Genomic DNA, 18,771 nt, shown 5'->3' with positions numbered 1-18,771 from the left:
GTCCGGTCTCAGCCCGCCGATGCCGCGTGCCGGGGCACGTGGTCGCGGCCGCCCGGGTGCCGGTGGCGCCACACCCAGAACACCGTGCAGGACACCAGCGCCCAGGCGGCGAGGACCAGATACGGGAAGAGGAACTGGTGTCCCCGGTAGTAGACGGCGGTGTGCTGGGCGTTGACCGAGGCCCCCGGCGGGAGCCAGCGGCCGATGTGCCCGAGCACCGAGGGCAGCAGTGGCCAGGAGACCGCGCCGCCGGACGAGGGATTGCCCAGCAGCACCATCACGCCCCAGGTGGGCAGCATCGCCCATCGCCCGATCAGGGTGTTGAACATGGTGAAGGCCATGCCGCAGGTGAACATGGTGAGGGCGAGGATCAGCCAGGAGTGGACGAACGGCAGGTCCAGCGCGCCGAGCAACCAGTCCACGACCGCGGCGATGGCGAACGCCCCGAGCAGCGAGTAGGCGACGGTGAAGGCGATCCGTTCCAGCGGCACCAGCGCCCGCGCGTGCACGCTGAGCTGGATGGCCCCGACGAAGCCGACGATCACCGCGGCGAGCGAGATGTAGAAGAGGGCGAGGCCGTGCGGGTCGCCCCGCTGCAGGGGATTGACGTCCCGGACGGTGACCGGCACATCGATCGCCCGGCCGACCTTCACCGCGGACTCGGCGAGCAGTTGTGCCACGGTGGCGCCCGAGGCACTTGCCACGTCCAGCGTCACCCCGCCGCCTCCGGACCGCACGATCGTGAAGACCCGCTGTTCCTCCAGTGCCTCCCGTGCCCGTGCCCAGGTCGGGAACCTCTGGATGACGAGGGAGGCGGAGAGGGCCTTGTCCATGGCGGCCACGAACTCCTCGCCCCGTCCGGTCTGTGCCCGGATGACGACGGCGGTCGGGATCCGGTGCGGGGTCGGGTTGGCCATGGCGTAGGTGTAGGAGCCGGCGAAGAGCCCGGCCGCCGCCGCGAGGATGAACAGCAGGACGGTGGCGGGAAAGTACGGCGAGCCCTTGTACACGGCCCACTTCCGGGCCCCGGTCGGCGCCCGGCCATGGGCCCCGTGCGGTGCGGCGGGCCCCGGGTCGGTTGCGCTCACGCGGCGCCGTCCTCGTCGTGCCGGGCGCGGCTCGGCCGGACCCGTTTCGGCTCGCCAGGCATCTTCGGGTATTCCGGCGGGTACGGCAGGTCGCCGAGGCCGCGTTCCCGCTCGTCCCGGTCGGCCAGCTCCAGCAGGCCGTCGAGCCGGAAGGCGTGCTCGTCCATGTCCGCGTGGACGTCGCCGAGTTCCGCGTAGCGCTTCGGCATGGTCCGGATGTCGAAATCGCGCGGTTCGGCGTCGTCGATCTCGTCCCAGCGCAGCGGCGCGGAGACCGGGGCGTGCGGGAAGGGACGCACGGAGTACGCGGAGGCGATCGTGCGGTCGCGGGCGGTCTGGTTGAAATCGACGAAGATCCGCTCCCCGCGTTCCTCCTTCCACCAGGCGGTGGTCACCCGGTCCGGCATCCGGCGTTCCAGCTCGCGCCCGGTGGCGATGGCGGCTCGCCGGACCTCGGTGAAGGTCCGGCACGGCTCGATGGGAACGAAGACGTGGATGCCCCGGCCGCCGGAGGTCTTGGCCCAGCCGCGCAGGCCGTGGTCGTCGAGGACGGACCGCAGTTCGTGGGCGGCCCGCACCGCGTCGGCGTAGTCGGTTCCGGGCTGGGGGTCGAGGTCGATGCGCAGTTCGTCCGGGTGGTCGGTGTCGGTGCCGCGGACCGGCCAGGGGTGGAAGGTGAGCGTGCCGAGGTTGGCGGCCCACAGGACGGCGGCCGGTTCGGTCGGGCAGATCTCGTCGGCGGTGCGTCCGCTGGGGAAGGCGATCCGGGCGGTGGGGATCCAGTCGGGAAGGTTCTTCGGGGCCCGCTTCTGGTAGAAGAACTCGCCCTCGACCCCGTCCACGAAGCGCTGGAGCGTGGTCGGCCGGTCGCGCAGGGCGCGGGTGATCCCGGGGCCGACGGCGAGGAAGTACTCGGCGACGTCCCTCTTCGTGTAGCCCGGCTCCGGGAAGTAGATCTTGTCGGGACTGGACAGCCGCACGGTCCGTCCGTGGACCTCCAGTTCCACCGCTCTGCCCGCTGCACCCATGACGGTCACGGTAGGCCGGGCTCACCAATGCCGCACATCGGGAGAGAAGACCGGCCTCCCGGGTGAGAATCGCGTCATGGATCTGCCGGTGATGCCGCCCGTGAAGCCGATGCTCGCGAAGTCCGTCGCGAAGATCCCCCCAGGTATGCAGTACGAGGCCAAGTGGGACGGTTTCCGGGCGATCGTGCACCGTGACGGCGACGAGGTGGTGATCGGCAGCCGCACCGGAAAGCCGCTCACCCGCTATTTCCCCGAGCTGGTCACCGCGGTCCGGGACAATCTGCCGCCGCGCTGCGTGATCGACGGCGAGATCGTGGTCGTGCACGAGGGCCGCCTGGACTTCGACCGGCTCGGCGAACGCATCCACCCGGCCGACTCGCGGGTGCGGCTGCTCGCCGAACGGACCCCGGCCAGTCTGATCGCCTTCGACATCCTGGCGGTGGGCGACGAGTCGCTGCTCCCGCTGCGTCAGTCCGAACGGCGGACCGTCCTGGAGGCGGCCCTTTCCGCCGCGTCGCCCCCCGTGCACCTGGCACCGGTGACCACGGACCCGGCGGTGGCCGAGGAGTGGTTCCGGCGGTACGAGGGCGCGGGGCTCGACGGGGTGGTCGCCAAACCGCTCGACCTGCCGTACCGCCCCGACACCCGGGTGATGTACAAGATCAAGCACGAGCGGACCGCAGACTGCGTGCTGGCGGGATACCGCCCGCACCGCAGCGGTCCGGTGGTCGGCTCGTTGCTGCTCGGCCTGTACGACGCCCAGGGCGTGCTCCAGCACGTCGGGGTGTGCGCGGCCTTCTCGATGAGGCGCCGCGAGGAACTGGTCGCGGAACTCGAACCCTCGCGCGTCGGCTTCGCGGGCCATCCGTGGGCCGCGTGGGCGGACGCCTCGGCGCACGAGCACGGCCGGCTGCCCGGTGCACCGAGCCGCTGGTCGGGGAAGAAGGACATGTCCTGGGTGCCGCTGCGTCCGGAACGGGTCTGCGAGGTGGCGTACGACCACATGGAGGGCGACCGCTTCCGGCACACCGCCCGGTTCCGCCGGTGGCGGCCGGACCGCGCCCCGGACAGCTGCACCTACGCGCAACTGGAGGAGGTGGCCCGGTACGACCTGGCCGAGGTGCTGTCAGCCGGCTGACGCCGCACCCGAGGGGGTGGCGCACGGGTCCTCGCTGCCGCTCGGTTCCGGTGACGGGGACTCGGTCGGCTCCGTCGTGCCGGTCGGGTCCGGGGAGGGGGAGCCGGTCGGGCAACCGGGTTCCGAGGTGCCGGGGTCGGGGGTCGTGCCGGGGTCCGGCGAGGCGGATCCGCTGTCGGTCGGGTCGGGCGGACCACCCGGGTCGGTGGGGTCCGGGGAACCGGTCGGATGCGGGGAGCCGGTCGGCGAACCGGACGGCCCGGGGGACGCCGACGGCGAGGGGCCGGGCGAACCTCCGGGCCGGGGCCCGATGACGATGTCGCCGCCCGGTGCGCCGGGGCCGCCGACCGGTCGCGTCGGTTGCGTGGGACCGCCCGCGCCGGGGCTCCTCGGGACGACGCCCTTGCCGTCGGCCACCGGGTGGACGCCCTCGCGGTAGAACTCCAGCCAGGACAGCACCGTGCGCAGATAGGTGTCGGAGTGGTTGTAGGCGAGGACCGCCCGGTCCAGGTCGGCCTTCACGGTCAGGTCGCGGGCTCCCGCGCAGAGGTAGTACCCGGCGGCGAGGGCCGCGTCGTACACGTTGTTCGGGTCGCGGCGCCCGTCGCCGTTGCCGTCCTTGCCCCAGTGGGCCCAGGTGGACGGGATGAACTGCATCGGGCCCACCGCCCGGTCGTACGTCCGGTCCCCGTCGTACACGCCGTCGTCGGTGTCCGGGATCCGGGCGAAGCCGGCGCCGTCGAGCACCGGTCCGAGGATCGGGGTGAGCGTCGTGCCGTGGACGTCGACCCGTCCCCCGGCCGCGTGCCCCGACTCGACCTTGCCGATCGCCGCCAGCAACTGCCAGGGCAGCCCGCATCCGGGATCGGTGCGGCCCAGCACGCCCTCCGCCTTGCGGTAGGCGGCGAGCACCGTGGCGGGGATGCCCGCCTCGGCCCAGGTCCGGGCTGCGGCCGGGCTCTGCTTCACGCCCTTCTCCGGCGGTTTCGGTGTGCTCGGCGGTGGGAGTTCGGTGTGGTAGGAGTCGTCGTTGGGCACCTGCGACCACACCACCTCGTCGGATTGCCGCCGCTCCTTCGGGGTCTGCTCGTGGCGGACGACGGCCGGTGCCTGGGACGCGGTGAGCGCGGCCATCGCGGCGACGGCGGCCGCGGTGCCGCCGATCCTGCGCCGCGTGGTGCCGGTGAATCTCATTGGTGCTCCCCTCATCCTTCGGATCACTGGTCTCACCGCAATCGCCGGTTCTGGCCCGGATCACCGGGCTCCCCGGGTCACCGGGCGAACGTGTCGATGGCGGAGATCCGCCAGGTGCCGTCGCGGCGAACGGCGTCCACGGCGAACATGGCCGCCGCGTAGGTCGTCTCGTCCGACGTGCCGGTACGGGTGTTGCTCTGGTCGGCGTAGATCAGCAGTCGGGCGCGGTCGCCGTCGAGGAGCTCGACGCCGCTGTCGGTGACGGTCGTGGTCAGCACGAGTTTCTGCTTCTGTCCCTGGGCACGGACCTGGGCGAGCATGTCCCGGTGCTGCTGGACGGCCTTGCCGACCAGGTGGGTCCTGGCCGCCTGCTCGGACTTGGCGGTGGCGGCGTAGTTGTACGAGAAGACCGCGCCGACCGCCTCCGACACCTGGCCCTTCACCTCGCTGGTGCGGGCGATGTCGGTGAGCGCGGTGTTGTGCCGGGCCGGCTCGTCGCGCAGGCTCGCCGCCGAGCCGAAGGCCAGGGCGGCGAAGGCGCCGAGCAGTACCGTGAGGACGCAGAGGACGGCGGGAAGACCGATCCGGAGCCGGGGGCGGATGCTCGCCCTCTTCTTCCCGTCCGCCTCGTTCCGCTGCTCCTCCCGGCCGTCCGCGCCCCGCGTTCCCGACGCGGCGACGTCCTCCGGGTCGGCGTCGTCCTCGGCCGCCCGGACGACCGGGGGCTCCTCCGTGGCCGTGGCCGTGGCGGCGGGCGCGGAGTCGGGCTCGGCTCGTGATGCACCCGGCTCCGCGGGCCCGCGCGGTGGGGCGGTGGCGCCGCCGCGTTCCGCGGCGACGGTGGCCAGGCGCCTTCGACGGTTGACGAGGTGACGGGTCGTCGACATGTCCGGTGGTCCTCTCGGTGACGGGATGGGAAGCCGGTGGCGTCAGCCGGCGGTGTTGCCGACCGGCGCCTGGCCGAGGGCGCTGAGCTTCCACCCCTCGGAGGTGCGGGTGAGCTGCCCGAGCATCCGGCTCTCCTTCACCGCAGGCTCGGCCTTCGGGGCGGTCACGGTGATGCGCAGCGCGACCATCACCGACGCCTTGCCGGCCCGCTCGTCGAGTTCGGTGACCGCGCCCGAGAGCACCTTGGCGGTGCTCGCGGTCTTCGCCTCCTGGATCTGTTTCTCGAACCCTCCCCGTCCCTCGACGAGTTGCTTGTGCAGTTCGCCGGTGGTGGAGTCCTCCCAGTTGTCCAGCCCCTCGTCGAGCTTCCGGTGGTCGAGCGTGTTCATGTTCTGCACCGCCTGCTCGCCCGCCGCCAGCGCGTCGTCCCGGGTCTGCGCGTAGGACGCCGACGTGTCGTGCGCCGCCCCGTACCAGGACCAGCCGCCCCAGACCGCCGCGGCGGCCGCCGCGACCGTGAGCGCGATCGCCACCGCCACCAGCGGGTTGTGCTTCGTCCGTACCCGTGCCATCGCTGTCTCTCCCCTGCCGGCCGAACCGCTCCGGGCGGTGCGTCCCGCGGTGTCCGTGTCGATCACTGTGTGGTGGTGGTCATCTGGCGGTGATGTCGACGATCTTCCAGTGCCCGCCCCGCAGTTCGGCGGTGACGGAGAGCTGGGCGGCTGCCGTGGTGGCCGCCCCGCCCCGCCGCTCGTACACCTGGTCCAGGAAGACCAGCAGGTGGGCGCTGGTGCCGGAGAGCCGGGTGACACCGGCCCGCACGACATGGGTGGTGAGGGTCAGCTTCTGGTCGCCGGCCTGCTTCTCGACCTGGCCGAACAGCGCCGCGTACTGCTGGAGTGCCTTCCCCGCGAGGAGTTGCTTCGCCGATTCCTTGGTCCGGGCGGTGTCCTGCGGCCCGTACGTGAAGATCTTGCCGAGCGCGTCGCTGACGTCGCCCACGACCCCGGTGGTCGCCGCGGTGTCGGTCAGCGCGAGGTTGTCGGTGGCCGGTGTGTCCCTCAGTTGCCGTCCGGCGACGAAGAGCCCGATGCCCGCGGCCACCAGTGCGATCACCAGCAGCACCACGGCGCCCATGAGGATCCGCTGCCGGGCGGGCCGGACCCCGTCCCCGTCCCGGGTGTCCGCCGGCGTCGTCTCCCGCTCCGGGGCGTCCGTCCCCGTCCCGTCGGGCCCCGCCCCGCCCGTGACCGTGTCGTCCGACGCCTCGGACGCCTCGGGCGGCTCCGCGCCCCGTGCCCCCTCCGGGGGCGGCTGCGTCGCCTCCTCGTCCAGGGTTCCGGTCCGTTCGCCGGTGCTCACCATCGCCGTCCTCCCCCGCTCCTCATGCGGCACCGACCGGGATCGCGGTGAGCGCCTTGACCTTCCAGCCGTCCCCGGTCCGGGCGAGCGTGGCCTCGAAGCGCTTGCGTTCGGTGCCCGATCGGCCGGTGCGCTCGGTGATCCGGACGTCCACGGTCGCGATCAGCTCGGCGGTGCCGGCCCGGTCGTCGAGCGCGGTGAGTGCCGCGTCGGTGACGGTGCCGCGCGCCGTGCTGCCCGCTGTGCGCAGGGCCTCGGCGTCCTTCTTGCTGGTCCTCGCGAGCTGGTCGTGCAGGGGGCCGGTGGACACGTCGAGCCACTGCCGCAGCCCCGCGTCCACGCTCGTGGTGTCCTTGCCGTCCAGGCTGTTCAGCCGGGCCAGGTGGTGCCGGCCCGCCGCCAGCGCGGCATCGCGGCTCTTGGCGTACGCGAGCGTGTCGTCGCCGCGCGCGCCCGCGTACGACCAGCCGCCGAGGGCGCAGATCAGCGCGGCGACGAGGACGGCCGCCCAGCCCGCCGGGCCTCGGGTGCGTGAGCTCATCGGCCCGCCCCCAGCCCGAGCAGCCCGGCCATGCCGCGCGGGGCGGGTGCCGGGTCCCCCACGGCCCCGAGCGCGCCGGGGAGCGTGCCCCCGGCGTCGGTGCCGAGGCTCAGCGCCCCGGGCTTGGCGGGCGCGGGCACCGGCCCGCCCTTCGGCGCGTTCGCACTGCCCCGCACGTTGATGCCCGTGCCGGGCGACGAGGCGCAACGGGCCTTGGTGTTGACCGCGGGACCTGTCGAGGTGTCGAGCCCGTTGCGGTAGGTGGTGCCGCCGTATCCGGCGGTGCAGGGCAGCGGCTCGAAGAAGGTGACGGACATCCCGAACCGGGCTCCGTCCTCGTCGACCGCGCTGGCTCCCGCCGCCGCCACCGCGGGCAGTTTCACCAGGAGCTCCTCCATGCCGCGCTGGCGGGTCACGGCTACCTCGGAGGTGGTCAGCAGGTTCGCGACGACGACGCCGAACTCGGGGTCGAGATCGCGCAGCAGTGCGCTGATCTGGTTCGTCGCGTCGGGTGCGGCGGCGATCAGCCTGCGCAGGTCCGTGTCCGATCCCTTGAGCTGCGCCGCCAGTTCCTCGGCTCCGGACGCGAATCCCTTGAGTGCCTCGCCCTGTTCGGCCTGGGTGCGCAGCACGACCTGGCCGTCGGCCATGAGCTTGGTGTTGGTGGGCAGTGCGTCGTCGGCCGCCCGCACGAAGTCGGTGCCGGTGTCCAGCAGGACCTGGAGGTCGTCCCCCCGGCCGGTGAACGCGGTGCCGAACTCGTCGACCACGGTCCGCAGCGATTCCAGGTCGACCGACTTCGCGAGGCCGTCGACGCTGGTGAGGACATTGGTCACGGGGGCCGGAACGGTGGTGTCGGTCTGCTCGATGACCGAACCGTTCGCCAGGTAGGGGCCGTCGGTGCGGGTCGGCCGCAGGTCGACGTACTGCTCGCCGACCGCGGACAGGTTGGCCACGACGGCCTTCAGGCCGTCCGGGATGGGGGGCGCCGACTTGTCGATCCGCAGTTCGGCCTCGACGCCGTCGTCGGTGAGTTCGATGGGACCCACCCGTCCTACCGAGACGCCTCGGTAGGTGACGTTGGAGTGGGTGAACAGACCGCCGGTTCTGGGGAGCTGAACCTTGACGGTGTAGTAGTCGCGCAGCCCGACGTAGTGCCCGAGGTCGGCGTACCGGACTCCCAGGTAGCCGAGCACCAGCACCGCGATGACCAGGAACGCGATGTTCTTCAGCCTGATGGCGAGGGTGATCACCGGTTGCTCCCCTCGGAGGGCGACGGCAGGTCCGGGGACGACGGCGCGTCCGTCGGCGAGGACGGGGTCGTGCCCGGGGCCGATGCCGGGGTGGTGGTGCTCGGTGTCCGGGGGGCCGTCGCCGAGGTCGTGATCGAGGGGAGCGGCAGCGGCAGTCCCGGGTCGGCCACCGGCACGGACGCCGCTCCCGACGCGGCTGTCGTCACCGCGTCCGGGTCGAAGGCCGGGATGATCTGCGTGCCGGGTGCCGCCGTCATGTCCAGGTACACGTTGAGGTAGTCGCCCTTCACCCCGCGCAGCACCTCGTCCGTGAACGGGTAGGTGAGCAGGACCTGGAGGGAGTCGGGCAGGTCGTTCCCGGAGTCGGCGAGCGCCTTGAGCGTGGGCGCGATGGCCTTCAGGTCGGCGATGGTGTCGGCCTTGCTCCGGTTGATGGTGTCGACGGCGACGGTGGACAGGGTGTCGAGAGCGCGCAGCATGGTCAGCAGCGAGCCGCGCTGTTTCTCCAGGACCTTCATGCCGGGGCTGAGATCGGTGAGAACCTTGCCCACCTGCTGTTTCCGGGAGGCGAGGGTGGCCGACAGCCGGTTCACGCCGTCGAGCGCCTCGGTGATGTCCTCGCGGTGGGCGTCGAGGTCGGTGACGAGGGTGTCGACCCTGCCGAGCATCGACCGGATCCTGGGTTCGTTGCCGGCCATGGCCTTGTTGAGTTCGGTGGTGATGGTCTTCAGCTGGTTGATGCCGCCGCCGTTGAGGAGCATCGACAGGGCGCCGAAGACCTCTTCGACCTCGGGGTTCCGGTTGGTGCGGGCGAGCGGGATCCGGTCGCCGTCGCCAAGGGTCCCCTGCGCGGTGCCGCGGGCGGGCGGCGAGAGCTGGATGTACTTCTCGCCGAGCAGGCTGGACTGTTCCAGGTGGGCGTACGCGTTCGCGGGCAGGCTGACCTCCGCGTTGACCCGCATGGTGACTCTGGCCTGCCAGCTGTCCGGGGCGAGGGAGATCTTGGTGACGCGGCCGACGGCGACGTCGTTGACCTTCACCGACGACTGGGGCGCGAGGCTGAGGACGTCCCCGAAGTCGGCGGTGATCTCGAACGGGTGGTCGCCGAGGTCCGCGCCGCCGGGCAGCGGCAGTTCCTCGATGCCCGAGAACTGCGGGGCGGCGCAGCCGGTGAGGACGAGAGTGCAGCAGACGCCGAGCGCGACCAGGGTGGTGGCCGCGAGCGCCACGGGTCTGCGGGGTTTCCTGCTCATCGGCCCGCCCCCTTCCTTCCGTTGCCCTTGGCCGCTTCGGCCTTCTCGGGTGTGCCGTAGACCGTGCCCACCTCGGGGAGCGGCAGCGCGGGCAGCGCGCGTCGGCGCTCGGCGTCCACCGGGGCGAGCCCCTGGAGTCCGGCGGACCGGAGGACGGGGCCGCCCATGCTCAGCTCGTTGAGGTCGGTGCGGCCGTTGAGCGTGCGGTTCTTCGGGTCGTAGGCGTTCAGGACGTTGCCCGCCGAGAGCGGGAGCGTGTCGAGCGACTCGGCCAGGGATGCCCGTTGGTCGACGAGGGTCTGGGTGAGCGGGACCAGTGCGTCCACGTTCTTCTTGAGCGCGGAGCGGTTGTGCTGGATGAAGGTCTTGACCTGGCCGAGCGCGGTGCCCAGTTCCTTGAGCGCGGCGCCGAGGTTCTTCTTGTCGTCGGCGAGGAAGCCGGTCACGGAGTTCAGCTGCTGTTCCGCGGCCCGTACGTTGCCGTCGTTGTCCTTCAGCATGGTGGTGAACGTCTGGAGGTAGGACAGCGTGTCGAAGAGGTCGCCGCTGCTCTTGTCGAGGGTCTTCGTCGCCTTGCCGAACTGCTCGATGGAGTCCCCGATGTCCTTGCCGTTGCCCTTCAGGTTCTTCGCGCCGGTGTCGAGGAGTCCGGCGAAGGCGCCCTGTGCGTTGGCACCGTCGGGGCCGAGTGTGTCGGCGAGTTCGGTGATGGACGCGTAGAGCTGGTCGACCTCCACCGGGGTGGCGTTGTTCGCGGCCGGGAGCTCGGCGCCGTCGGCGAGGGCGGCTCCGCCGCTGTAGGCGGGGGCGAGCTGGACATACCGGTCGGCGACCAGGCTGGGGGCGACGACGACGGCGTGTGCGTCCTCGGGGACCTTGACCCCCTTGTCGACGCGCAGGACGACCCTGACCTCCTTGCCGCGCGGCTTCACCGATTCGACGGTGCCGACCTTCACCCCGAGGATGCGCAGGTCGGATCCCGCGTAGATCCCGGTCGCCTGGTCGAAGTAGGCGGTGACGGTGGTGGTGCCCTCGTCGTCCAGGGCCATCACGCCGGTCGTGGCGGCCACGGCCACGACGGCGAGGCCGGCCCCGATGCCGACGATGCGTGTCAGTCTCATCTCAGTGGCCGCCTTTTTGCTGGGGAGGCATGCATCCGGTGGCCGGTGGGGTGTCGGCGGGCAGGTAGTTCCTCGGGACGACGCCGCAGACGTAGTTGTCGATCCAGCGGCCGTTGCCGAGCGTGTTGCCGACGAGCCGGTTGTACGAACCGGCGAGCGCGAGCACCTTGTCGAGGCTCTTGCGGTTCTTGTTCAGGACCGCGGTGACCCGGCCCAGTGCGTCCAGGGTCGGTTTCAGCTGCTTGTCGTTGTCGGCGACGAGTCCGGTGAGCTGGGTGCCCAGGTCGCGGGTGCCGGTCAGCAGCAGGTGGATGGAGTCGCGGCGGGCCTGGATCTCGCCGAGGAGCAGGTTGCCGTCCTCCAGCAGGGTCTCGAAACTGCTCTTCTTGTTCGCCAGGGTCCGGGTCAGCTGTTTGCTTCCCTTGAGGAGGGTGGCGAGCTGCGCGTCGCGCTCGGAGACGGTTCTGGAGAGCGCGGAGAGCCCGTTCGCGGCGCTCTTCACGTTCGGCGGGGAGTCCTTGAAGGTGGCCGAGATCGTCTCGAAGCTCTCGGCGAGCCGCGCGGTGTCGATCTCCCCGATGGTCTCGCCGAGTCCGTTGAACGCCTGGGTGACGTCGTACGGGGACGTGGTGCGGTCGGCCGTGATCCGTGCGTGCGGGTCCTGCGGTCCGGTGCCGAGCGGGTCGACCGCGAGGTACTTGTCGCCGAGGAGCGTCTTGATGGCGATGCCCACGGTGCTGGAGTTGCCGATCCAGGCGTCCTTCACCCGGAAGGTGACCTTGACCTTGGCTCCGTCCAGGGCGACCCCGGTGACCTTGCCGACCTTCACCCCGGCGATCCGTACCTCGTCGCCCTCGGTGAGCCCGGCGGACTCGGTGAAGTCCGCGCTGTAGGACGTGCCGCCGCCGATGAGGGGCAGCGAATCGGCCCGGTAGGCGGCGAATCCGAGGAGGCCGAGGACGATCAGGCCGACGATGCTGACGGCGACGGGATTGCGTTCCCGTATGGGTGTGATCCTCATGACAGGCACCTCGGCTGGGTGATCGCGATGCCGGTGGGCGGTGGGCTGCCGTCGCTGGTCGTCACGCCGTGGACCTTCGCCTCGCAGAGATACAGGTTGAGCCATGAGCCGTACGAGGTGATGCGGCTGATGGCCTCCATCTTGGCGGGTGTCTTCTGCAGGAAGTTCTCGATCTTCGGGGAGTTGTCGGCAAGCCGGTCGGAGAGGCGGCCGAGCTGCTTGATGTCGTCCTTGAGGGGTTGGCGCCCGTCGGTGAGGAGGTCGGCGGTGACGGTGGTCAGGGCGCCCATCGCGGTGACCGCCTGCCCGAGCGGCTTGCGGTCCGCGGAGAAGCCGGTGACGAGCTTCTGCAGGGTGACGACCAGGTCGTTGAAGCCGGCCTCCCGGTCGTTGACGGTCTTCAGGACCGTGTTGAGGTTCTTGATCACCTCACCGATCACCTTGTCCTTCGCGGCGACGGTGCCGGTCAGCGAGCCGACGTGCTGGAGGATGCTGTCGACGGTGCCGCCCTCGCCCTGGAGCACCTGGACGATGGAACCGGCCAGCTTGTTGACGTCCGGCGGGGAGAGCCCCTCGAACAGCGGCTGGAAGCCGTTGAAGAGCTGGGTGAGGTCGAGGGCCGGCGTGGTGCGGGAGACCGGGATGGTGGCGCCGGCGGCGAAGGTCTCGCCGACCGGTCCGGCTCCCCGGCCCAGGTCGATGTACCGCTGGCCGACCATGTTGAGGTACTTGATCGACGCGGTCACCGACGCCGGAAGACTGTGTCCCCTCCGGACGGTGAAACCGACCTCGGCGAGCCGCCGGTCGGCGACCTCGATGGTTTCCACCTGTCCCACCTTGACCCCGGCGATCCGGACGCTGTCGCCGACGACGAGTCCGGTCGCGTCGGTGAACCGCGCCTTGTACGCACGGGTATCGCCGACACCGGTGTTGGCGATGGAGAGCGCCAGCACGGTGGTGGCCAGGGTCGTCACCAGGATGAAGACGATCGATTTCGCGAGCGGCCCCGCGAGCGAGCGGCGCTTCACTTGAGTTTCACCTCCGCGCCGCGGAAGGCCGGGCCGATGAGCACGCTGCTCCACTCCGGCAGGCTCTGCGGCTGGACCTTCAGCGAAGGAGCGACCAGCTCGTTGACGAGCCGGCTCTCCTGGGGCGAGTTGGGCATGCCGAGCGACGCGTCGGCCGCCGGGACCTCCTCGGGCGCGCCGGGCGCCGAGCCGGACGACGCGCTCCGGTCCGCCGCGCGGACATCGGCGGTCGGCACGGTGTTGCCCACGTAGGGCAGCGAGTAGCAGTGCGGCCCGCCGGTCGCGTCGTAGACCGGGGTGTCCCTGCCCGCCACGTATTTCCCCTTGGAGGGCACGGTCTTCAGCGTGACGTGCAGCCCCGGCTGGTTCGTGCCCTTGCCGAGCGCCTTGTCCATCGCCGGGACGAAGGCGGCGATGGTACGCAGGGTGCAGGGGAACTCGGAGGAGTACGTGGCGAGGGTCTCCAGGGTCGGCCGGCCCGTCGCGGAGAGCCGGATGAGGTTGTCCTTGTTCTTCCGCAGGAAGGCGGTGACGTCCTGGGCCGAGGCGGTCGTCGATCCGTAGAGGTCGGCGAGCCCGGCCTGTTGTTCGGCGAGGGTGCCGCTCGTGGTGGTGAAGTCGGTGAGCGCGTCCAGGACGTCCGGGGCCGCGTCGGCGTACACGGCGCTGACCCTGACGAGTTCCTTGATGTCGGCGTTGAGTTTGGGGAGTTGGGGGTTGAGCTCCTTGAGGTGCGCGTCGAGCGTGACGAGGGTCTCGCCAAGTTTCTCGCCGCGGCCCTGGAGTGCCTGGGAGACGGCGGTGAGGGTGGCGGACAGCTTCTGCGGCTGGACGGCGGTGAGCAGCGGCAGGACGTTGTCGAGGACCTGCTCCAGTTCGATGGCGTTGCTGGAACGGTCCTGCGGGATCTCGTCGCCCGCCTTCAGGGACCGGCCGGAGGGGACCTCGGGCGGTACGAGGGCCACGAACCGCTCGCCGAAGAGGGTGGTGGGCAGCATCTGCGCGGTGACGTCCGACGGGATGCGGTCGAGTTCGCCGGGCCGGATGGCGAGGGTGAGGCGGGCCCCGTCGCGGTCGGCCTCGATCGCGCGGACCTGTCCGACGACGACGCCGCGCAGTTTCACGTCGGCGTTGTCGTGCATCTCGTTGCCGACGGTTCCGGCGTGCACGATCACGGTGGCGTCGTGGGTGAAGTCCTTGTTGTACACCGCGACCGAGGTCCACACGAGCGCGACGGGCACGAGCAGGAACCCGACTCCGGCGAGGCGGCGGCGGATCGTACGTGGCTGCGTCATCCGGCCACCTTCACGGTCGTCGTGGCGCCCCAGATGGCGAGCGAGAGGAAGAAGTCGGTGACGCTGATCAGCACGATGGCGTTGCGCACCGAGCGGCCCACGGCGATGCCGACCCCCGCGGGGCCGCCCTCGGCGCGGAATCCGTAGTAGCAGTGGGCGAGGATCACCATCACGCTGAAGATGAGGACCTTGAGCACGGACAGCAGGACGTCGTCCGGCGAGAGGAAGAGATTGAAGTAGTGGTCGTAGGTGCCCTCGGACTGTCCGTTGAACAGGACGGTGACGTAGCGGGACGCCACGTAGGAGGAGAGCAGCCCGATCGCGTAGAGCGGGATGATCGCGACCACTCCGGCGATGACCCGGGTCGTGACGAGGTACGGCATGGACCTCACCCCCATCGCTTCGAGGGCGTCCACCTCCTCGTTGATCCGCATCGCGCCGAGCTGGGCGGTGAACCCTGCGCCGACGGTCGCGGAGAGCGCGAGGCCGGCGACCAGCGGGGCGATCTCACGGGTGTTGAAGTAGGCGGAGATGAAGCCGGTGAAGGCGGAGGTGCCGATCTGGTTGAGAGCGGCGTATCCCTGGAGGCCGACGACCGTTCCCGTGAAGAGCGTCATCGCGATCATCACGCCGATGGTTCCGCCGATGACCCCGAGCCCGCCGCTGCCGAAGGCGACCTCGGCCAGGAGTCGCTGCACCTCCTTGAGATAGCGCCGCAGGGTACGCGGGATCCAGATCAACGCGCGTATGTAGAAAGCCAGTTGATCGCCGGAGCGATCCAGCCAGCCGAGCATGGACATCGTCTCTCAGCTCCCCTTCGCGGGGACGATCTGGAGATAGATCGCCGTGAGGATCATGTTCACGAAGAACAGCAGCATGAAGGTGATGACGACCGACTGGTTCACCGCGTCGCCGACGCCCTTGGGGCCGCCGCGCGGGTTGAGTCCGCGATAGGCGGCGACGATGCCCGCGATGAAGCCGAAGATCAGTGCCTTGACCTCGCTGATGTAGAGGTCGGGCAGTTGGGCCAGGGCGGAGAAGCTGGCGAGGTACGCGCCGGGGGTGCCGTGCTGCATGATCACGTTGAAGAAGTAGCCGCCGAGGGTGCCGACGACGGAGATCAGTCCGTTGAGCAGGACCGCCACGAACATGGTGGCCAGCACCCTCGGTACGACCAGGCGCTGGATGGGCGAGACGCCCATGACCTCCATCGCGTCGAGTTCCTCGCGGATCTTCCGCGATCCGAGGTCGGCGCAGATCGCGGAGCCGCCCGCGCCGGAGATGAGCAGGGCCACGATGAGCGGACTCGCCTGCTGGATGACCGCGAGAACGCTGGCGCCGCCGGTGAACGACTGGGCACCGAGTTGCTGGGTGAGCGATCCGACCTGGAGGGCGATGACCGCGCCGAACGGGATGGAGACGAGGGCGGAGGGCAGGATGGTGACGCTGGCGATGAACCAGAACTGTTCGATGAACTCCCGTACCTGGAAGGGCCGCCGGAAGATCGCACGGGTCACGGACAGGGCGAGCGCGAACAGCTTCCCGGTCTCGCGCAGGGGGGCGAGCAGCCGGGTCGGCTCTCTGCGCGCCGGTGGCCGTTTCGCCGGCGCGGCATCGGTGGCGGCCGGTTCGGGGGGCCGCACCGGAATCTCGGCGGTCAAGGTCGCACACCGCCGGTGGCCGGGGTGTAGCTGTTCATGATGGCGGTCCGGGCGGCCTCGGGCAGCTGGCCCATCATGCTCAGGACACGTTCGCGGCGGCGCAGCGCGGCCTGCCGGACCGGCATCCCCGGTGAGGGTTCCAGTTGCGGCACGACGGTGCGCTCCCCGGCGACGAGGGTGTTCCCCGCCCCTTCCGCGGTGAGCCGCTCGGCGGCGAGGGTGGCGGCGTCCTTCTCCTCGGACATGCCGATCGGCCCCTCCCGGCGTCCCGCGAGGAACTGGGAGACGACCGGCTCGTCGCTGGTGAGCAGCACCTCGCGCGGGCCGAAGGTGACGAGGTTGCGGCAGAACAGCATCCCCATGTTGTCGGGGACCGTGGCGGCGATGTCGAGGTTGTGGGTGACGATCAGCATCGTCGCGTCGATCTGCGCGTTCAGGTCGATGAGGAGTTGGGAGAGGTAGGCGGTGCGGACCGGGTCGAGTCCGGAGTCCGGTTCGTCGCAGAGGATGATCTGCGGGTCCAGCACGAGGGCGCGGGCCAGGCCGGCCCGCTTGCGCATGCCGCCGGAGATCTCGCCGGGCAGTTTCCCCTCGGAACCCAGCAGGCCGACGATGTCGATCCGCTCCATGACGATGCGCCGGATCTCGGATTCCTTCTTGCGGGTGTGCTCGCGCAGTGGGAAGGCGATGTTGTCGAACAACGACATCGAGCCGAAGAGGGCACCGTCCTGGAACATGAGCCCGAACAGCTTGCGGGTCTCCATGATGTCCCGCTCGGGACTGTTCACCATGTCGACGCCGTTGATGAGGACGCGTCCCTGCTCCGGTTTCAGAAGTCCGATGATGGACTTGAGGAAAACGGTCTTTCCGGTGCCGGACGGGCCGAGCATGACGCTCACCTCGCCTGCGGGAAGTGTGAGAGACACGTCCTGCCAGATGTTCTGCTTGCCGAAAGACTTGGTAAGGCCTTCGACGACTACTTCGATTCCCATCCCACCTCCTGCATGCACTCACGAAGTGACAGAAGTGCACCGAGGGGCGCACGTTAAGTTCACCGGGACCGCCAGGACAAGCCCTTGAACAGCCATTTCTTCAAGATCCGGATTGTTTGTCACGCGATGACAAACCCCCGTGCGGATCTTGTCGGGACATGCGTACGCGAAGCAGCCGGAACGGGCCGGTTCCACGTACCGCGGAAGGTCTCGGCGACGGGCCCGGAACAGCCTCGCGGCGCCTCCCGGCATCCGGCACGGAGGTCGTCCGGCCAGGAAATCCCCGCGCGCGGGTCACGACGAGGACTCCTTTCCGGAAGAGGGAGCAACCACCGGACAGAGCTGTCGAGTTGCCTGTGGGGGCGACGCTACGGCCGGGTAACCTGGCCGGGCAATACCAGTTCTCCAAGTTTTCGCGGGCACCCGTCGCACCCTGGTGTTCTGCTCACCGAATGAGCAGGAGAACGGGAAGAACTGTCTTCGGGTGACAAGAAACGAAGGCCCGGACGAACGGGTGCGGATATCCCGGACCCGCCGACCGCACTGCCCGGACCGGCGGAAACGAATATGCGGCAGCCCGCCCCCCGCGTAGGTCGGCTTTCGCGGAGGTGGCCGGTTCCGTCATCGGATGTTGCGCACCCGGTGACAACTCGCCCTCGCGGCGCGCTCATCCCGGGACGAGAAGTCGGTTTCGGCGGAACAATCTCAATCGGCGGGATTGTGCGGCGGTGTTTCCCGCCAGTAACCTCACGGCGCGGTGAATGGGGAGTCCGTTTCGGCATGGCTCACCCCGGCCCCGGCACCCGTACCGCACATCGATGACCTGTGCGCCCGAGACGTATGTGACCGCGAACGACGCCGGCTCCGGCGCGTCACAGGAAGACCGAGCACATCCGCTCACCTGGCCGCCCGATGGCGGCTGCCTGAAAAAGGGGACGACATGAGATCTGGTTCGACACGGGCACGCCTGGGCCTGCTGGCCTCCTTCACCGCACTCGCCGCCTTCGCCTCCGTGGGTTCGGCGACCGCCGCCACGAGCCTCAACGGCAACTGGGCGCCGTTCAACCGGTGTCCGGTGGACGATCCCGCCATGCTGGCAGCCGACGGCATCGACGACACCGCGGTCTGTGTCTCCTCGTACTCGGCGAGCGGTTCCATCAAGCTCGGCAACAGCGTGGTGCCGGTGGGCGCCAGCGACCTTCAGGTCGGTGTGATCACGCATCCCGGCGGCGGGTCGACAGTGGTCTCGCCCGCGGGCGGCGCCCTGGTGGCCGACTCCGCACAGATCCCCGGCGGGCTGCTCGGACTGATGTGCCCCAGCGGCATTCCGGTGATCACCGGAATCTGCAACCAGATCACGAACGCCTCGCTGAACCGGGTGACCGCCACCATCGAATCGGTCAACAACCCCAGCGACTTCCAGCTGCTGGCAGGCGTCACCACCGGAAAGCCGATCATCACGCTGCCGGTGCGGATCCATCTGGAGAACCCGCTCCTCGGCGACAAGTGCTACATCGGTTCCGCCTCGGACCCGATCCTCCTGCGCCCGCAGAACCTGACCCGGCCCACCCCCGGAACCCAGCAGTTCGCCGGTGACGGCACCCCCGACCCGGCCGGCGTCATGGGCCGCATCAGTCTGCTCGGCGCCAACCAGACCGACACCGCGTACGCGGTCCCGGGAGCCAACGGCTGCGGCCTGGACCTGCTCAACTGGGCAGTGAACCTGAAGACCGGGCTCCCCTCCGCCCCGGGCAACAACAACGTGGTCCTGAACGACGCCCGGACCTATGTGGCGACGGTCAACGACCCGAGCAGCGTCGCCCCCGACGCGGGCAGGCTGATGTCGCAGTACTGGCACTCGGCCGCCCGGTAGCCGCCCCGCGTGACCGACAGCCGAGGGGGCCGTCC

At 70.3% G+C, this 18,771-nt stretch carries 18 protein-coding genes; 2 read left to right on the top strand and 16 right to left on the bottom strand.

The window, feature by feature from the left end:
* Positions 1-8: 8 nt before the first annotated feature.
* Both ACF1CT_RS25780 and ligD read right to left on the bottom strand, forming a co-directional pair.
* The gene (locus ACF1CT_RS25780) at positions 9-1,088 is read right to left on the bottom strand and encodes an ABC transporter permease (protein ID WP_391786325.1); all 1,080 of its coding nucleotides are present in this window, start codon (positions 1,086-1,088) and stop codon (positions 9-11) included.
* Complete coding sequence (ligD, locus tag ACF1CT_RS25775; protein ID WP_391786423.1) at positions 1,085-2,095, bottom strand: non-homologous end-joining DNA ligase; 1,011 nt, start codon at positions 2,093-2,095, stop codon at positions 1,085-1,087. The genes ACF1CT_RS25780 and ligD overlap by 4 nt, the downstream gene beginning before the upstream one ends.
* A gap of 97 nt (positions 2,096-2,192) precedes the next feature.
* On the opposite strand from ligD, the gene ACF1CT_RS25770 reads away from it, so the two are divergent.
* Complete coding sequence (locus ACF1CT_RS25770) at positions 2,193-3,254, top strand: ATP-dependent DNA ligase (protein ID WP_391786324.1); 1,062 nt, start codon at positions 2,193-2,195, stop codon at positions 3,252-3,254.
* Here ACF1CT_RS25770 and ACF1CT_RS25765 read toward each other — a convergent pair.
* The 14 genes from ACF1CT_RS25765 to ACF1CT_RS25700 form a co-directional block, all read right to left on the bottom strand.
* Positions 3,243-4,448 (bottom strand): lytic murein transglycosylase, encoded by a 1,206-nt coding sequence (locus ACF1CT_RS25765; protein ID WP_391786323.1) that lies wholly within the window; start codon positions 4,446-4,448, stop codon positions 3,243-3,245. The two genes, ACF1CT_RS25770 and ACF1CT_RS25765, sit on opposite strands and share 12 nt — an antisense overlap.
* A gap of 77 nt (positions 4,449-4,525) precedes the next feature.
* Complete coding sequence (locus tag ACF1CT_RS25760; RefSeq protein WP_391786322.1) at positions 4,526-5,335, bottom strand: hypothetical protein; 810 nt, start codon at positions 5,333-5,335, stop codon at positions 4,526-4,528.
* Positions 5,336-5,377: 42 nt separating this feature from the next.
* On the bottom strand, positions 5,378-5,908 hold the full coding sequence (locus tag ACF1CT_RS25755; RefSeq protein WP_391786321.1) for a hypothetical protein: 531 nt from the start codon (positions 5,906-5,908) through the stop codon (positions 5,378-5,380).
* A 79-nt stretch (positions 5,909-5,987) separates the two neighbouring features.
* A complete protein-coding gene (locus ACF1CT_RS25750) occupies positions 5,988-6,701 on the bottom strand; it encodes a hypothetical protein (RefSeq protein ID WP_391786320.1) in 714 nt (237 codons plus the stop codon).
* Between the two features lie 19 nt (positions 6,702-6,720).
* Entirely contained in the window at positions 6,721-7,239 is a 519-nt protein-coding gene (locus ACF1CT_RS25745) for a hypothetical protein (protein ID WP_391786319.1), read from the bottom strand.
* The gene (locus ACF1CT_RS25740; protein ID WP_391786318.1) at positions 7,236-8,492 is read right to left on the bottom strand and encodes an MCE family protein; all 1,257 of its coding nucleotides are present in this window, start codon (positions 8,490-8,492) and stop codon (positions 7,236-7,238) included. Before ACF1CT_RS25740 ends, ACF1CT_RS25745 begins: the two co-directional genes overlap by 4 nt.
* The gene (locus tag ACF1CT_RS25735; protein WP_391786317.1) at positions 8,489-9,745 is read right to left on the bottom strand and encodes an MCE family protein; all 1,257 of its coding nucleotides are present in this window, start codon (positions 9,743-9,745) and stop codon (positions 8,489-8,491) included. The genes ACF1CT_RS25740 and ACF1CT_RS25735 overlap by 4 nt, the downstream gene beginning before the upstream one ends.
* The gene (locus ACF1CT_RS25730; protein WP_391786316.1) at positions 9,742-10,866 is read right to left on the bottom strand and encodes an MCE family protein; all 1,125 of its coding nucleotides are present in this window, start codon (positions 10,864-10,866) and stop codon (positions 9,742-9,744) included. Before ACF1CT_RS25730 ends, ACF1CT_RS25735 begins: the two co-directional genes overlap by 4 nt.
* Position 10,867: 1 nt before the next feature.
* The gene (locus tag ACF1CT_RS25725; RefSeq protein ID WP_391786315.1) at positions 10,868-11,887 is read right to left on the bottom strand and encodes an MCE family protein; all 1,020 of its coding nucleotides are present in this window, start codon (positions 11,885-11,887) and stop codon (positions 10,868-10,870) included.
* The gene (locus ACF1CT_RS25720; protein ID WP_391786314.1) at positions 11,884-12,915 is read right to left on the bottom strand and encodes an MCE family protein; all 1,032 of its coding nucleotides are present in this window, start codon (positions 12,913-12,915) and stop codon (positions 11,884-11,886) included. Before ACF1CT_RS25720 ends, ACF1CT_RS25725 begins: the two co-directional genes overlap by 4 nt.
* Entirely contained in the window at positions 12,912-14,210 is a 1,299-nt protein-coding gene (locus ACF1CT_RS25715; RefSeq protein ID WP_391786313.1) for an MCE family protein, read from the bottom strand. The genes ACF1CT_RS25720 and ACF1CT_RS25715 overlap by 4 nt, the downstream gene beginning before the upstream one ends.
* Complete coding sequence (locus ACF1CT_RS25710; protein ID WP_391786312.1) at positions 14,207-15,010, bottom strand: MlaE family ABC transporter permease; 804 nt, start codon at positions 15,008-15,010, stop codon at positions 14,207-14,209. Before ACF1CT_RS25710 ends, ACF1CT_RS25715 begins: the two co-directional genes overlap by 4 nt.
* Positions 15,011-15,016: 6 nt before the next feature.
* Complete coding sequence (locus tag ACF1CT_RS25705) at positions 15,017-15,871, bottom strand: MlaE family ABC transporter permease (protein ID WP_391786311.1); 855 nt, start codon at positions 15,869-15,871, stop codon at positions 15,017-15,019.
* Positions 15,868-16,863, bottom strand: a complete 996-nt coding sequence (locus ACF1CT_RS25700) for an ABC transporter ATP-binding protein (RefSeq protein WP_391786310.1) — start codon at positions 16,861-16,863, stop codon at positions 15,868-15,870. The genes ACF1CT_RS25705 and ACF1CT_RS25700 overlap by 4 nt, the downstream gene beginning before the upstream one ends.
* A 940-nt stretch (positions 16,864-17,803) precedes the next feature.
* On the opposite strand from ACF1CT_RS25700, the gene ACF1CT_RS25695 reads away from it, so the two are divergent.
* Positions 17,804-18,736, top strand: coding sequence for a hypothetical protein (locus tag ACF1CT_RS25695; protein ID WP_391786309.1), 933 nt, complete (start codon positions 17,804-17,806; stop codon positions 18,734-18,736).
* Positions 18,737-18,771 lie beyond the last annotated feature (35 nt).

The sequence above is a fragment of the Streptomyces sp. NPDC014734 genome, from assembly GCF_043083325.1.
Taxonomy (GTDB): domain Bacteria; phylum Actinomycetota; class Actinomycetes; order Streptomycetales; family Streptomycetaceae; genus Streptomyces.
The sequence above is the reverse complement of the archived record's forward strand: the minus strand, read 5'-3'. Positions and strand labels throughout refer to the sequence as shown.